This is a genomic window from Uruburuella suis, from assembly GCF_004341385.1.
Classification (GTDB): Bacteria; Pseudomonadota; Gammaproteobacteria; order Burkholderiales; family Neisseriaceae; genus Neisseria; species Neisseria suis.
Genome location: NZ_SLXE01000041.1, coordinates 1 through 16,457, shown reverse-complemented (window position 1 = coordinate 16,457; position 16,457 = coordinate 1). Strand labels below are relative to the sequence as shown.

Below are 16,457 nucleotides of genomic sequence, written 5' to 3'. Positions count from 1 at the left end.
GGCTTCGGCTGCAAGTTTTCTTCCGTCTTCTTTTTCCATTGGGGAGAAATGGGGATTAATGTTGAAATTTCAATATTTAATTGCCGAATCTATAGATGCATTAAGTCAAAGACAAAGTGAACATTTTGTATTACATTCACATTGCATTCTTATCCAATTTAATCGTAACTGTTAAACCATAAGCGCACACTTTAAAAAAGCGTTGAAAGGCAGGGAACCGGTCATGCATGATGATGGGTTGCTGGAGCAAAAAGCATGGGCTGCGGGCATTGCATCGGGCTACCACGATGTGGACGGGCGCTATTACCCGGCCAAGCCGGGGGTGTTGGCAACATTGCTGGCACGGCTGGCTGATGAGGAGCATGCCGAAGGTGATTTTGATGCGGTGGAAGTGGCCGCTGCCGGCTCGGTAGGCACGCTGGTGTTGGCGGGCGTGGATGCGCCGCAAGCGGTTTGGTTGGCCGATGAAGCGGGCGTGCGCCAAGATGTGGTATGGCACATGCTTTCAGACGGCCTCTCGCTTGCGCTGCCGGCTTTGACCGAGGGCTATTATGAAATAGGTGTGCAGCAGCAAAATGGCCGTGTGTTCCGTTGCTTCTTGATTGCGGCGCCCGATAGTGCTTATGAGCCGCCTGATTTGGCCGCCGGCCACCGCTTCAACGGCATGACGGTGCAGCTCTACAGCTTGCGTTCGGCTGCCAACTGGGGCGTGGGCGATTTTGGCGATTTGGCGGCGCTGATGGCTTTTGCAGGCAAGCGCGGCTTGGATTTTATCGGTATCAATCCGCTGCATGCGCTGTTTGGCAGTCGCCCCGATTATGCCAGCCCCTACAGCCCCTCATCGCGGGTTTGGCTCAATCCGATGTATTTGGATGTGGCACAAGTGGCGGCTTTTCAGGGCTCGCAGGCGGCGCAGCAGTGGCTGGCGGGCGAAGATGTGCAGCAGCAGCTTGCCGCGGTGCGTGCCGCAGAAACCGTGGATTATAAGGCCGTGTGGGCGCTGAAAAAATCAGCGCTTCAGACGGCCTTTGTTGCATTTAATCAAGATAAATCGCCCGCGCGGCAGCAAGAGCGTGCCGAGTTTGCCGGGTTTGTGGAAGAAAAAGGCGCAGCGCTTGATGGCTGGGGCGTGTTTGAAGCGCTGGCGCAGCATTTTGCCGACCCGCATGTGTTGGGTTGGCCGGGCTGGCCGCCGGAATACCAACAGCCCGAGAGCGAAGCGGTGCGCGAATTTGCCGCGCAGCATGCTGATGAGGTGCGTTTTTATATGTGGCTGCAATGGCTTTGCGCCGGGCAGCTGCAAACGGTGAATGAAGCGGCGCAGCAACACGGCGTGCAGCTGGGGCTTTACGGCGATTTATCGGTGGGCGTGGCGCGCGGCGGCGCGGATATTTGGTTGAACCGGCGTGTGTATTGCAGCGATGTGTCGGTGGGTGCACCGCCCGATGCCTTCAGCCCGGTGGGGCAAAACTGGCAATTGCCGCCTTTGCATCCGGCGGCGTTGCAGCACACCGGTTATCGGGAATTTATCCGCGTGTTGCGCGAAAACATGCGCCTTTATGGCGTGTTGCGCATCGATCATGTGATGTCGATGAGCCGGCTTTGGTGGGTGATGGGCGATCAAAGTGCGGCTTGGGGCGCTTATGTGCATTATCCGCAAGCGGTGTTGATGGCGATTTTGGCGTTGGAGAGCCGCCGCAACCGCTGCGTGGTGATTGGTGAGGATTTGGGCATTGTGCCCGAGGGCATGCGCGATTTGCTGAACCGCTATCGGATTTTGTCCTACACGGTGCTTTATTTCAGCCGCAACGGTGAGGGTGTGGCGCCGCCGGATGCGCACCCGCCGCAAGCGCTTACGGTAACCAGCACCCATGATTTGGCGCCCTTGGCGGGCTATTGGGCAGGGCGCGATTTAGTGATTATGCACGAATTGGGCACGCTGCCCGATGAAGATGCTTTTCAGACGGCCTGTGCGCAGCGCGCACGCGATAAAGCCGATTGGTTTGCCGCTTTGAAAAAAGCCGGCTGCTTGGCGGCTGATGAAGCGCTGCCGGCTGTGTTGACAGACGCCTTGCGCTCGGCCATCCACCGATTCGGTGCGCAAGGTGCGGGCAGGCTTTATGCGGTGCAGATTGAAAATCTGTTGCCGGTTTTTGATAATTTCAACGTGCCCGGCGTGGCAGAGGGCTATCCCAACTGGGCTTGCCGCCTGCCATCGGCCATAGAAGATTTCGACCAACAACCGGCGCTGGCAGCAGCGCTGGCCATGATAAAAGAGATACGCATGAAAAAAAATACCCCAACCCAAGCTTATCCGCCGCTCGATCAACAAGAGCGCAACACCGTCAACAGCCTGTTTGACGTCACGCACGGCAATGTGTTTGCCTACCTTGGCCGCCATGATATGGCCGGCGTAGGCGAAGTGGTGCGCTGCCTGATGCCCGATGCGGCAGAGGTGGACGTGGTGGCGCGCGAAGGCGGCAAATTGATTGTGCCGATGCAGCAAGTCGATGCGCGCGGTTTTTTCGCGGCGGTGCTGCCCGAGGGTGCGCCCGATTATGCGTTTAAGGTGCGTTATTCGGGCGTTCAGACGGCTTCAATCGTGAACGATGCTTACCGTTTCCCCTCTTGCCTGCAATCGCTGGATTCGTGGCTGCTGGGCGAGGGCACGCATTTGCGGCCTTATGAAACGCTGGGCGCGCATTTAGTGGAACACGAAGGCGCCAAAGGTGTGCATTTCAGCGTGTGGGCGCCGAATGCGCAGCGCGTGTCGGTGATTGGTGAATTCAATAATTGGGACGGCCGCCGCCATGTGATGCGCCATCATGCCGATATCGGCGTGTGGGAAATTTTTGTGCCTGATGTGGCGTTTAATGCTTTGTATAAATTTGAAATCCGCGATGCCGGCGGCCATGTGCGTCAAAAATCCGATCCCTATGCTTTTGCCTCGGAATTGCGCCCCACCACTGCTTCGGTGGTGCGCGGCCTGCCCGAAAAAGTGCCCGCACCGGCGCACCGCACCCGCGCCAACGCGATTGACCAGCCCATCAGCATTTATGAAGTGCATCTGGGCTCGTGGCGGCGCAATCTGGAAAACGGCTTTTGGCTCACTTATGAAGAGCTGGCGCACGAATTGGTGGATTATGTGAAAGAGATGGGTTTTACCCATATCGAATTATTGCCTTTGTCGGAATACCCGTTTGACGGCTCATGGGGCTATCAGGCCACCGGCCTTTACGCGCCCACCAGCCGCTTCGGTTCGCCGCAGCAATTGCAGCATCTGATTCAGGCCGCTCATGCAGCAGGCATCAGCGTGATACTCGACTGGGTGGTGGGGCATTTTCCCACCGATGAGCACGGCCTAGCGCAATTCGACGGCACGCCGCTTTACGAGCATGCCGACCCGCGCGAAGGCTATCATCAAGATTGGAACACATTAATCTACAACTTCGGCCGCACCGAAGTGAAAAATTTCCTGCAAGGCAATGCGCTTTATTGGATAGAGCGCTTCGGCTTTGACGGCTTGCGCGTGGATGCCGTGGCTTCGATGATTTACCGCGATTATTCGCGCAACGACGGCCAATGGATACCCAACCAATACGGCGGCCGCGAAAATTTGGAAGCCATCGGCTTTTTGCACGACACCAACACCATGTTGCAGCAAGAAGCGCCCGGCGCTTCGGAAATCGCCGAAGAATCCACCTCATTTGCCAACGTAACCCGCGCCGAAGGGCTGAATTTCCAATATAAATGGAATATGGGCTGGATGAACGACACCTTGCGCTATATGCAGGAAGATCCGGTAAACCGCAAATACCATCACCATCTGATGACGTTTGCCATGATGTATCAATACAGCGAAAACTTTATTCTGCCGCTCTCGCACGATGAAGTGGTGCACGGCAAAAAATCGCTGCTCGACCGCATGCCGGGCGATTGCTGGCAGAAATTCGCCAATTTGCGCGCCTATTACGGCTTTATGTATGGCTTCCCCGGCAAAAAATTAATGTTTATGGGCTGCGAGTTTGCGCAAGGGCGCGAGTGGAATTACGACCAACCGCTCGATTGGTTTTTGCTCGAGCCCGAATATGGCGGCTGGCACAAAGGTGTGCAGAACTTTGTGCGCGATCTCAACCACACCTATCGCGACCACGCGCCGCTCTATCAGCTCGACCAATGGCCGGAAGGCTTCGAATGGCTGGTGGTGGACGATGGTAACAGCTCGGTGTTTGTGTTTGAGCGGCGCGATCGGGCAGGCAATTCTGTGATTGTGATCAGCAACTTCACGCCGGTGGTGCGCGAACATTACCGCTTCGGCGTAAATGAGGGCGGCACTTACCGCGTGATTTTGAATTCAGACGGCCTCGATTATCAAGGCAGCGGCGTAGCGCCGGGTGCTGAAATCCACAGCGAAAGCACCGCATCGCACGGCAAACCGCAATCGTTGGTGCTCACCATTCCGCCATTGGCCACCGTGTATCTTTATCGGGAAAACCATCATGAACGCACCGAAGATTGAGTGCGGGCAGCCTTATCCGCTGGGAGCCTGCGTGGATGAGGGTGGCGTAAATTTTGCGCTTTTCTCTTCGCGGGCGCGAAAAGTGGAATTGTGCCTCTTTGACGGCGACACCGAAACGCGCCTGACCCTGCCCGCGCGCAGCGGCGACATCCACCACGGCTTCGTGGCCGGCATCGGCGCGGGGCAGCATTACGGCTTTCGGGTGCACGGCCACAGCGATGCGGCGGCCGGCGTGTATTTCAACCCGCAAAAATTATTGCTCGACCCTTATGCCACGCGCGTGGCGGGCAGGCCGCGTTATAACGATGCCGAATCGTTGGCGCATTTTGCTTTTAACAATACCCGCGACAATGCCGCCGTGGCTGCCAAAAGCGTGGTGGAGCGGCCGTCTGAATTCGATTGGGGCAACGATGCTCACCCAAACACGCCGTGGGCGCACACCGTGATTTACGAAGCGCATGTGAAAGGGCTTACCAAAAAGTTTCCCGATTTGACCGAGGCCGGCACTTATCGCGCGTTGGCCGACAAGCGGGTGATCGGCCATCTGAAAAGCCTCGGCATCACCGCCATCGAGCTGCTGCCCTTGCCGCTGCATTCCGATGAATATCATTTGCAGCAAAACGGCCTCGTGAATTATTGGGGCTACAACACTTATGCCCATTTCGCCGTGGAGCCGCGCTATGCCGCCGCGCCCGAGCAGGCCGCCGATGAGCTGCGCGCCGCCGTGAAAGCGCTGCATCAGGCCGGCATCGAAGTGATTTTGGACGTGGTGTTTAACCACACCGCCGAGCAAGACATGCCCACCGGCCTGATGCTGTGCCAGCGCGGCATCGACGCGCCGGCTTGGTATTGGCTTGATGCGCACGGCCAATACCAAAACTGGACCGGCACCGGCAACACCCTCAACGTGGCGCAGCGCGATGTGGCGCGCTGGGTGATGGATTGCCTGCGCCATTGGCGGCAAAGCTTTCATATCGATGGTTTCCGCTTCGATTTGGCCAGCGTATTGGGGCGCGAGCCCGAATTTCACACTGACGCACATTTTTTTCAGACGGCCTATCAAGACCCGCTGCTCGCCGGTTGCAAGCTGATTGCCGAACCGTGGGACATTGGGCAGGGCGGCTATCAGCTGGGCGCATTCCCCACGCCGTTTGCCGAGTGGAACGACCGCTTCCGCGACGATATCCGCGCTTTTTGGCTGCGCCAAAGCGGGCGCTTGGGCGTGTTTGCCGAACGCTTGGCAGGCTCTGCCGATGTGTTTCGCCATCGCGGCAAAAAGCCTTCAGACGGCATCAACTTTCTCACCGCACACGACGGCTTCACCCTGCATGATTTGGTGAGCTACAACGAAAAACACAACGAAGCCAACGGCGAGGGCAACCGTGACGGCCACCACGAAAATTTCAGCGACAACCACGGCGAAGAAGGCGAAACCGGCAATGCCGAAATCGCCGCTTTGCGCGAATACAGCGCCAAAGCCCTGCTGGCCACGCTTTTTTTCGCCAACGGCACACCCATGCTGCTGGCCGGCGACGAGCTGGGCAACAGCCAACAGGGCAACAACAACGGTTATTGCCAAGACAACGAAATCACTTGGTTGGACTGGACGCAGCAAAATGGCCGTCTGAAAGAATATGTGCAAACACTTGCCGCGCTGCGCCGCGAAATACCCCTGCTCAATAACAACAGCTGGTGGGACGGGCGCGTGCGCTGGCTCAACAGCGGCGGCCGGGAAATGCGCGAGCGCGATTGGCATGATGGCAGCAGCAAAGCTTTGCAAGTGCTGCTTGATGAGCAATGGCTGCTGTTGGTGAACGCCAAACGCGGCAGCCAGATATTTGATTTACCCAAAGGGGAATGGTTGTGCCGTTGCGCACCGTCGCAACACCACCGATACGCTGATGGCCGCTGCCAAGTGGGGCACATGGGCATCTGGCTTTTTCACCAACAAAAACCGCTAAAGGATTAGAGATGAATACCAACGAAAACACAACAAGCAACGATGGTGGCCGCACGCTGCACACAATGGATATTGCCGATAACACGCTGGTGTTGATATTGGCGGGCGGGCGGGGCACGCGTTTGCACGAAATGACCGACCGCCGCTCCAAGCCGGCCGTGTATTTCGGTGGTAATTGGCGCATTATCGACTTCACCTTGTCCAACTGCCTCAATTCCAACCTGAAAAAAATCGGCGTGCTCACGCAATACGAAGCCCATTCGCTCTTGCGCCACCTGCAGCATGCCTGGTCTTTCCTGCCGCGCGACCGCGGCCAGTTTGTCGACATGCTGCCGGCGCGCCAGCAGATTGACGAAGTGATGTGGTATCGCGGCACGGCCGATGCCGTGTGGCAAAATGTGCCCATCATGCAAGAGCACTACAAACCCAAATATGTGCTGATTCTGGCGGGCGACCACATCTATAAAATGGACTATATGCGCATGCTGAGCGATCACGTGGCCAGCGGCGCCAAATGCACCGTGGGCTGCATCGAAGTGAAGCGCAGCGAAGCCGACCAATTCGGCATCATGGCGGTAAACGAAGCGCTGCAAGTGCAAGAATTCGTGGAAAAGCCGAGCAACCCGCCGAGCATGCGCGAAAAGCCCGATTATTCGCTCGCTTCGATGGGCATTTATGTGTTTGACGCCGATTACCTTTACCAAACGCTGGCCGAAGAAGTAACCAAAGTGGGCACCAACCACGATTTCGGCAAAGACATTCTGCCGCGCGCGCTGAAAGAAGAAGTGCTTTACGCTCACCCGTTTGAACGCTCCTGCATGGGGCGCAATGCCGAGGGCAGCATTTACTGGCGCGATGTGGGCACGCTCGACAGCTATTGGCGCACTCATATGGATTTGGTTACCGAGCACCCGCAGCTCAATCTTTTCGACCGCTCCTGGCCGGTGCGCGGCCTGCCCACACAGGCCATGCCGACCAAATTTTTCTATAAAAACAAAGAGCGCAGCGGGCTCGACAACTCATTGGTGAGCGGCGGCTGCATCATCACCGATGCCGATATCCGCTCGTCGGTGTTGTTTGAGCGGGTGAGCGTGCAGGAAAACAGCATACTCGATTCGGTGGTGGTGCTGCCCGGCGTGCGCATCGGCAAAAACTGCCATCTGAAAAACTGCATTATCGAGCGTGAATGCGTGATTCCCGACGGCATGCAAATCGGCATCAATGCTGAAGAAGACGCCCGCCGTTTCCGCGTGAGCTCCAGCGGCGAAGTGGTGCTGGTGACGCCGGCCATGCTCAAAGCGCTGCTCAAAGCGCGCGAAGCCGAAGCATAAGCATAAGCATAAAGAAGCGGCGGGCGGCCACCATGCCCGCACCGCCGCCTTTCAGACGGCCTTAAATCTGAAAATAAAAATTTACCTTCATAATCAAAGTGAAACATCAAGCCTATACCCTATAATGGCGGCACGGCATACTCATCATCCGTGCAAGCAGCATCCGGCTTCAAACCGACTGCAAAACAGTTTGGCTGCGGTTTCACAACAGGAGATCAACCATGAAAATTCTACACGCAAGCTCAGAGCTTTATCCGCTCATCAAAACCGGCGGCCTGGCCGATGTGCTGGGCGCGCTTCCCTTTGCCCAACAGCAGCGCGGCGATGATGTGCGCGTGGTGCTGCCTTATTACCGCCAAGTGCGCGAAGCCTTGCCCGACACCACCGAAGTGGCCGCACGCGACACCTTCGGCGGCTATGTGGTGGTGCGCTATGCCGATTATCAGGGCGTGGGGCTTTATCTGGTGGACGCGCCGCATCTGTATGACCGCGGCGGCAACCCTTATCACGACCAAAACTATTTCGATTACAGCGACAACGTCATCCGCTTCGGCCTGCTCGGCTGGGCGGCCGCGGCGCTGGCCGGCGGCATGGACGAAACATGGGGCAAGGCCGATGTGCTGCACGCCCACGATTGGCAAACCGGCCTGGCGCCTGCTTATCTGGCCGCTTGGGGCGTGGATGTGCAAAGCGTGTTTACCATTCACAATATCGCCTATCAGGGCATGTTTATGTCCAAGCACTTGGCCGAGCTGGATTTGCCTTGGGCGATGTATCATGTGGACGGGCTGGAATTCCACAACCAAATCTCGTTTTTGAAAGCCGGCCTGTATTATGCCGACCACATCACCACCGTCAGCCCCACTTATGCGGCGGAAATCACCTGCGAGCCTGCGGCCTGCGGCCTGCAAGGCCTGCTGCAAACCCGCTTGGCACAAGGCCGTTTGAGCGGCATTTTGAACGGCGTGGACGATGCCGTGTGGAGCCCGAAAACCGATGCCGCGCTGGTGAAAAACTACCATTTGAAAGCCATGCAGGGCAAAAAAGCCGATAAATTGGCGCTGCAACAGCATTTCGGCTTGGCAGAAGACGATCAAGCCTTGCTCGCCGTGATGGTGTCGCGGCTCACGCCGCAAAAAGGCGCCGATTTGCTGGTGGAAGCTTTAAGCGAAAAGCTCGCCGCACATCCGCAGCTGCAATTTGCATTGCTGGGCAGCGGCGCGCCTGAGCTGGAGCAGGCATTTTATGCGCTGGCCGAGGCTTATCCGCAGCAAGTGGGCATCCATATCGGCTACGACGAAACCTTGGCGCACCGGCTGATTGGCGGCGGCGATGTGATTATTATCCCCAGCCGCTTCGAGCCTTGCGGCCTCACCCAGCTCTACGGCTTAAAATACGGCACGTTGCCGCTGGTGCGCCACACCGGCGGGTTGGCCGACACGGTGGTGGGCTGCGATGCCGACAGCCTCAAAGCCAAAACCGCCACCGGCTTTGTGTTTGAAGAAGCTTCTGCCGCCGCTTTGGGCGCGGCGCTCGAAGAAGCACTGGCGCTGTGGCACAAGCCGCGCGCCTGGCCGGCCATACGCAAAGAGGCCATGTTGCAAGATTTCAGTTGGCAGAAAGCAGCGGAAGCTTATGATGCGTGTTACGCCCACTTGAAACGCTAATTTAAGTGCATATTTTGATATTTTATTGTTGTGCAATTATATCGGGTGGTAGTTTTACAACAAATCTGCCCTTAATTGCCTATAAATAAAGCAATAAGCTAAAAAGATAAGGCCGCCGCTTTCAGACGGCCTTAAAATTATGAAAATTATGCCGAATTCTTAAAACCAAACCGCCAACCTTGTGTGGAGAACAAAACCATGGTCAAGTTACCTGAATATGAATACCGCGTGCCCAAGCCCGATGCCGAGCTTGTGCGCAAATCTATTGTTTACAAACTGATTTTTATTTTGGGCGTCGACCCGCGCGATGCCAGACCCGAAGATTGGCTCAATGCCGCCATGTTTGCCGCCCGCGATTTGGTAACTGAGAGCTTTCTGCAAACCCGCCGCAGCCACATCGAGCACCAAAAACGCATGGTGTATTATTTATCGATGGAATTTCTGCTGGGTCGCGCCTTTACCAATTCGCTGATTAACGAAGGCGTTTACGATGTGTTTATCGAGGCTTTCCGCCAGCTGGGCATCGATTTTGACGAAGTGAGCGAAAAAGAAGAAGACCCGGGCTTGGGCAACGGCGGCCTCGGCCGCTTGGCCGCGTGTTTCCTCGATTCGCTGGCCACTTTGCGCATTCCGGCCATGGGCTACGGCATCCGCTATCAATACGGCATGTTCAAGCAGGAAATCGTTGACGGCCAGCAAGTGGAAAAGCCCGATTTGTGGCTCGATAAAGGCATGGCCTGGCAATTTGCCCGCCCCAACAAGCATTATCCGGTGGCTTTTGGCGGCCAATTGCGTAGCATCGGCCCCATCAAATACTGGAAGCCGTCTGAAAAAATCACTGCGCTGGGCTATGATGAAATCATTCCCGGCTATGGTGGCGATGTGGCCAACCCCTTGCGCTTGTGGACCGCACATGCCGGCTCGCTGTTTGATTTGGCCGATTTCAACAAAGGCGATTATTTTTCCGCCATGCGTAACCAAACCAGCGATGAAAACATTTCGCGCGTGCTCTATCCCAACGATTCCACCGAAAGCGGCCGCGAATTGCGGCTCAAGCAGGAATATTTCTTGGTGTCGGCCTCAGTGCAAGACATCATCGCCCGCCACAAATGCCGCTTCGACAGCATCGAAACGCTGGCCGACGAAGTGGCCATCCACCTCAACGACACCCATCCGGTGCTGGCCATTCCCGAGCTGATGCGCATTCTGATTGATGAAGAAGGCATCGCGTGGCAAGACGCTTGGGCGATGTGTTGCAAAATCTTCTCCTATACCAACCACACCCTGATGAGCGAAGCCTTGGAAAGCTGGTCGGTTGATTTAATGGGTCGCCTACTGCCGCGCCATTTGGATTTGATTTTCGAAATCAACGAATATTTCCTCGATAGCGTACGCGAGCTGGGTGAATATGATGAAGAATTTATCCGTCGCGTGTCGATTATCGATGAGGGCTATGAGCGCCGTGTGCGCATGGCCTGGCTGGCCGTGGTGGCTTCGCACAAAGTCAACGGCGTGGCCAAAATCCACTCCGATTTGATGACCACCTCAATTTTTGCCGATTTTGCCGAGCTTTTCCCCGAGCGCTTCACCAACGTGACCAACGGCGTTACCCCGCGCCGCTGGATTGCCGTGGCCAACCGCCCCTTGGCCGGCTTTCTCGACAAACACCTGGGCACGCCGCAATGGCGCTTGCATTTGGAAAAATTAGCCGAGCTCAACGATTTGGTGGACGACCCGAAAGTGCAGGCCGAATTTGCCGAAGTGAAAAATGCCAACAAACGCCGCCTGGCCGACTATATCGAGCGCGAGCTCGGCATCAAGGTCAACCCCGAAGCCTTGTTTGATGTGCAAATCAAGCGCATCCACGAATACAAGCGCCAAGCCATGAACGTGATGCACATCATCGACCGCTACAACCGCATTTTGGCGCATCCTGAAAAAGATTGGCAGCCGCGCGTGTTTATTTTTGCCGGCAAAGCCGCTTCGGCTTATTACATGGCCAAAAAAATCATCCGTCTGATTAATGATGTGGCCGCTGTGATCAACAACGACAAACGCATTCACGATCTGATTAAAGTGGTGTTTATCCCCAACTACAGCGTGAGCCTGGCGCAAATCATCACGCCGGCGGCCGATTTGTCGGAGCAGATTTCGCTGGCCGGCACCGAAGCCTCTGGCACCGGCAACATGAAATTCGCCCTCGGCGGCGCGCTCACCATCGGCACGCTCGACGGCGCCAACGTGGAAATCCGCGAAAAAGTGGGCGACGACAACATCTTTATCTTCGGCAACACCGTGGAGCAAGTGGAAGCACTGCGCCGCGAAGGCTACGACCCCATCAGCTATCTGGAAGCCGATCGCGACCTGCGCCAAGTGGTAAAACAAGTCACCACCGGCGTGTTTTCGCCTGATGAACCCGGCCGCTACAGCGATGTGGCACAGGCACACGGCGATTATTATCAATTGATGGCCGATTTCCGCAGCTATGTTGAAGCGCAAAACAAAGCAGACGAATATTATCGCGACACCGCCAAATGGCGCCGCGCCGCGCTGATTAATATCGCCAATATGGGCTATTTCTCATCCGACCGCTCCATTCAGCAATATGCCGATAAAATCTGGCACATCAAACCCTTGAGCGAAACGGAGCTGGCACAAAACGGCAATTAAGTTTTAAGTGTGATGGTTTGCAGGCCGTCTGAAAATATTTTCAGACGGCCTTTCTTATACCCATTCAAAAAAGTAAGCTAACAAGGCGGCGAACCGCAGACAGTACAGATATAGTGGAATGCAGGAAAAAGTGACACAACGGGTAGGTTGGGTTGAAAACCCAACAAGCCCACAGGCCGTCTGAAACGTTGGGTTTGACAACCCAACCTACCTGTTATAGTGCGCAGTTTTGTATCACTTTTTCTTGCATTCCACTATAGTACGGCAAGGCGAGACAAAGAAGTTAGGTTATTTTTTTAGATTGGTATTATGCCTATAATTCACCGCTAAAACATTCAACAGGCAGGTGCGCACGCGAAAGGGTGCCAGGCCGTTTGAAACGCTTTCAGACGGCCTTGGCATTATGCAACGATGGGCTTTATATCGACTTGAATCGCTATCACCCGAAAATGCGCCGCGCGCGCTTATTTGTTTCACCATCCGCTCAAATTGCGCGTAAAATCCGCCCACCATGAATGAAAAAAAATGTTTCCATTGCGGGCTGGACGTGCCCGAAAATATCCACCTGAACATACGCTATGAAAAGCGCGAAGAGCCGGCCTGTTGCGCCGGCTGCCAGGCGGTGGCGCAAAGCATTATCGATGCGGGGCTGGGGCATTATTACAGGCAGCGCACCGCCGAGGCCGAAAAAGCCGCCTTGCCGCCGCCGGAAATTCTCGAGCAGCTCAAACTTTACGATTTGCCGCAAATGCAGGCCGATTTTGTGGAAACTTTATCCGGCAGCGAGCGCGAAGCGGTGTTGATGCTCGGCGGCATCACCTGCGCCGCCTGCGTGTGGCTGATCGAGCAGCAATTGCTGCGGCTTGATGGCGTGTTGCGCGTGGATTTGAACTACAGTACCCACCGCATGCGCGTGGCTTGGGACAATGATCGCGTGGCGCTTTCCGATATTTTGCTGCGCGTGCAAAACACGGGCTACACCGCCGCGCCTTATGATGCGCAGAAATTCGAACAGCAGGCGCAAAAAGAGCGCAAGCAATCGCTGATCCGGCTGGCCGTGGCCGGGCTTGGCATGATGCAGACCATGATGTTTGCCATTCCCACTTATCTTTACAACGATATCGAGCCGCAATATCTGGCGCTGCTGCATTGGGGCGCTTTGCTGATGGTGCTGCCGGTGATGTTTTATTCGGCCGTGCCGTTTTACAAAGGCACTTGGCGCGATTTGAAAAACCGCCGCGTGGGCATGGACACGCCCGTGGCCATTGCGCTGATTCTCACTTTTATCGCCGGCCTTTATGCGCTTTTGAATAATGCGGGGCAGGGCATGTATTTCGAATCGCTGGCGATGTTTGTGTTTTTCCTGCTGGCCGGGCGCTATATGGAGCAGATTGCGCGGCGCAAAGCGGGCGACGCGGCCGAGCGGCTGGTGAAGCTGGTGCCCGCATTTTGCCACCGTCTGCCAGATTATCCCGCCAGCGAAGCGAGCGAAGAGGCCGCCGTGGTGCAGCTTAGCGCCGGCGATATTCTGGCTGTGCGCCCGGGCGAAGTGATTCCCGCCGATGGCCGCGTGCTCGCCGGTGAGAGCGAGGTAAACGAAGCCATGCTCACCGGCGAGAGCCTGCCTGTGTTCAAAGCCGCGGGCAGCAGCGTAACCGCCGGCACGCTCAACAGCTCCGGCCCTTTGGTGATTCAGGCCGAGCAAGTGGGCGGCCACACCCGCTTATCCCATATTGTGAAGCTGCTCGACCGCTCGCTGGCGCAAAAGCCGCGCCTGGCCGAATTGGCCGATAAATATGCCTCATCGTTTGTGCTTGGCCTGCTTTTAATGGCCGTGCCCGTGTTTATCGGCTGGTGGCTTTATGCCGATGTGCAAACCGCCTTGTGGATTACCGTGGCGCTGCTGGTAATCACCTGCCCCTGCGCCTTATCGCTGGCCACGCCCACCGCGCTGGCCGCATCCACCGGCATGCTCGCTTCAGACGGCGTGTTGATCAGCGGCAGCCACAGCCTGGAGGGCTTGTCGCAAATCAGCGATGTGGTGTTCGACAAAACCGGCACCCTCACCGAAGGCCGTCTGAACGTGCGCACCATTTTGCCCTTGGGCAATATCGATATGCACCAAGCCGCCCAAATCGCGCGCGCGCTCGAAGCCCAATCGGAGCACCCGATTGCCCGCGCCATTATGAGCCTGCCCGAAGGCGGCGGCCTCGATATCCGCAGCGCGCAGCGGCTCAACCGCATCGGCCACGGCGTGAGCGCCGAGCTTGCCATCAACGGCCAAAGCCAAACCTGGGCGCTCGGCCGCCCCGAATTTGTGGCCGAAATCGCCGGCCATCTGCCACGCGCGCTGCAAGAAATCGAGCACAGCGGCAGCCTGATTGCGCTGGGCAATCGCCAAGGCTTTCAAGCCGCCTTTTTGCTCGACGACACCATCAAAAGCAATGTGCCTGCCATGCTCGCCACGCTCAAGCAGCAAGGCCTGCGCCTGCACCTGCTCAGCGGCGACAGAGCCGCCGCCGTGCAAAACCTCGCCGCCGGGCTGGCGCTGGATGCGCACCGCGCCGAAGCCACGCCGGAAGACAAACTCGCCTATGTCGAAACCCTGCAACGGCAAGGACGCAAAGTGCTGATGGTGGGCGACGGCATCAACGACGCCCCCGTGCTCGCCCGCGCCGATGTGTCGGTGGCCGTGGCCGGCGGCGCCGATGTGGCACGCGAAGGCGCCGATGTGGTGCTGCTCAACGATGACATGGCCGTGCTGCCGCGCATTCTCAAGCAAGCGCAGCGCACCCGCCGCATTATCCGCCAAAACCTAATCTGGGCCAGCATCTACAACCTCATCGCCGTGCCCCTGGCCGTGCTCGGCTTCGTCACCCCCTGGATCGCCGCCCTAGGCATGAGCATCAGCTCGTTGATTGTGGTGGCCAATGCTTTAAGATTATTGAAAAAACAGGCGGATTAAACGGCTATCAATAAGGCCGTCTGAAAGAAAACATAAAATTTAAATTATTGGAATAAGCCATAGGCCGTCTGAATATTCAGACGGTCTAGGGTCTGTTCACATTTCATCCGTGCGTAAGATTTTGAGCGCAAAAGCGCGCTTGCAAGGCGAAAAGCGCAGCAAGGTTGGACACCTTGCGAGCATTTTCAACGCGGCAGGCGCGTTTTTGAGCCAAAAGATTACCACGAGATGAATTGTGAATAGACCCTAAGGCTTTTGTTTGTATTTAAGTTTAAGCGGATAGTGTTAAGTTTTTATAAATTAAGATAAGTTTTGCATTGATTAACATGTGATTGGCATGGTAGTATGCTGAATCGTTGCTTGAGAACAATAAGTAACAATTCAATCATCTATTTTATAAATTTCAATTGTTTGATTTATGATTTCCGAGGTGGCGACTTGCTGAGTTGCGCGTGCGCGATTTGAATTCAGATGATTTCAGAGATGAGAGTGAGTTGTTTACTTTGAATGGGTTGAACATCCGTTCTGTGAGCGCGGCTTATCTGAATAATAAAGCGCTTTGTATAATTAGATGTAGTAACAGGCCATAATAATAGTTAAATTTACGCGTATCCAAAGGATTAAATTCTATGAATTTTTTATTAATAATAATATTGATAATACTATTTTCTATTTATTTTAGTATAGGTATATATTTTTTTAAGAATAAAAATGATATAGGAAACTTTACCGATTTTGTTTATATCAATCAATATATTTTTTATGCTACTGGGTTTTTAAATATATTTTTATCAAAAATATTTAAAATATTAAATATTAAATATTTAAACAGAAGGATAAATGAAGGTAAAAAATATGCTGAAATTATTCAAAATTCAATGCTATATATAACATATTTAACATTTTTGATTTGTCTTGCTTCACTTTTTTGGTTTATTGTTTTTATTTTTAATAATGGGAGATAAAGTGTCCACAATACAAAAAGCTATTAATTATGCGGATGCGCTTCAAAATGCTAATAAAATAATAGAAACTTTTCAAAAACCAGTAGATTCTAAAACTTCGCTTGATGGGTTGGATGCCACAATTGCAGCTATTTCTTTAGCGGCAACGGGAGCTGCTATCATTGCAAGTGCACAAAACTCTGGTAAGACAGGTGTAGCGCAGGTTGGAGCAGCTATATCAACAGGGGCAGCATTTCAATTGAATGGAGCTGTCGCATCTGCATCATTAGCAAGCGTAGCCTGTATGTAGCAACTGTGTTTTCAACTCGTCAGTCAAAAACACCAAACACTGAAAATCAAGCGCAGGAGAGGCCGTCTGAATGGAGATAATTGCGTACGCT

General features: G+C 54.9%; 8 protein-coding genes. All 8 read left to right on the top strand.

The window, feature by feature from the left end:
* Positions 1-223 precede the first annotated feature (223 nt).
* The 8 genes from glgB to EV680_RS10935 all read left to right on the top strand — a co-directional run bounded on the left by glgB (position 224) and on the right by EV680_RS10935 (position 16,366).
* Positions 224-4,519 (top strand): 1,4-alpha-glucan branching protein GlgB, encoded by a 4,296-nt coding sequence (glgB, locus tag EV680_RS10970; RefSeq protein ID WP_132954787.1) that lies wholly within the window; start codon positions 224-226, stop codon positions 4,517-4,519.
* Positions 4,500-6,488: a glycogen debranching protein GlgX gene (gene glgX, locus EV680_RS10965; protein WP_132954786.1), complete on the top strand. Its 1,989-nt coding sequence runs from the start codon at positions 4,500-4,502 to the stop codon at positions 6,486-6,488. The genes glgB and glgX overlap by 20 nt, the downstream gene beginning before the upstream one ends.
* A 2-nt stretch (positions 6,489-6,490) precedes the next feature.
* Positions 6,491-7,810 (top strand): glucose-1-phosphate adenylyltransferase, encoded by a 1,320-nt coding sequence (gene glgC / locus EV680_RS10960; protein WP_243650400.1) that lies wholly within the window; start codon positions 6,491-6,493, stop codon positions 7,808-7,810.
* Between the two features lie 221 nt (positions 7,811-8,031).
* The gene (gene glgA / locus EV680_RS10955) at positions 8,032-9,477 is read left to right on the top strand and encodes a glycogen synthase GlgA (RefSeq protein WP_132954785.1); all 1,446 of its coding nucleotides are present in this window, start codon (positions 8,032-8,034) and stop codon (positions 9,475-9,477) included.
* Between the two features lie 198 nt (positions 9,478-9,675).
* Positions 9,676-12,147: a glycogen/starch/alpha-glucan phosphorylase gene (locus EV680_RS10950; RefSeq protein WP_132954784.1), complete on the top strand. Its 2,472-nt coding sequence runs from the start codon at positions 9,676-9,678 to the stop codon at positions 12,145-12,147.
* A gap of 511 nt (positions 12,148-12,658) precedes the next feature.
* Positions 12,659-15,112, top strand: coding sequence for a heavy metal translocating P-type ATPase (locus EV680_RS10945; protein ID WP_132954783.1), 2,454 nt, complete (start codon positions 12,659-12,661; stop codon positions 15,110-15,112).
* Positions 15,113-15,741: 629 nt separating this feature from the next.
* On the top strand, positions 15,742-16,077 hold the full coding sequence (locus EV680_RS10940) for a hypothetical protein (RefSeq protein ID WP_132954782.1): 336 nt from the start codon (positions 15,742-15,744) through the stop codon (positions 16,075-16,077).
* Position 16,078: 1 nt separating this feature from the next.
* Positions 16,079-16,366 (top strand): hypothetical protein, encoded by a 288-nt coding sequence (locus EV680_RS10935; RefSeq protein WP_132954781.1) that lies wholly within the window; start codon positions 16,079-16,081, stop codon positions 16,364-16,366.
* Positions 16,367-16,457 lie beyond the last annotated feature (91 nt).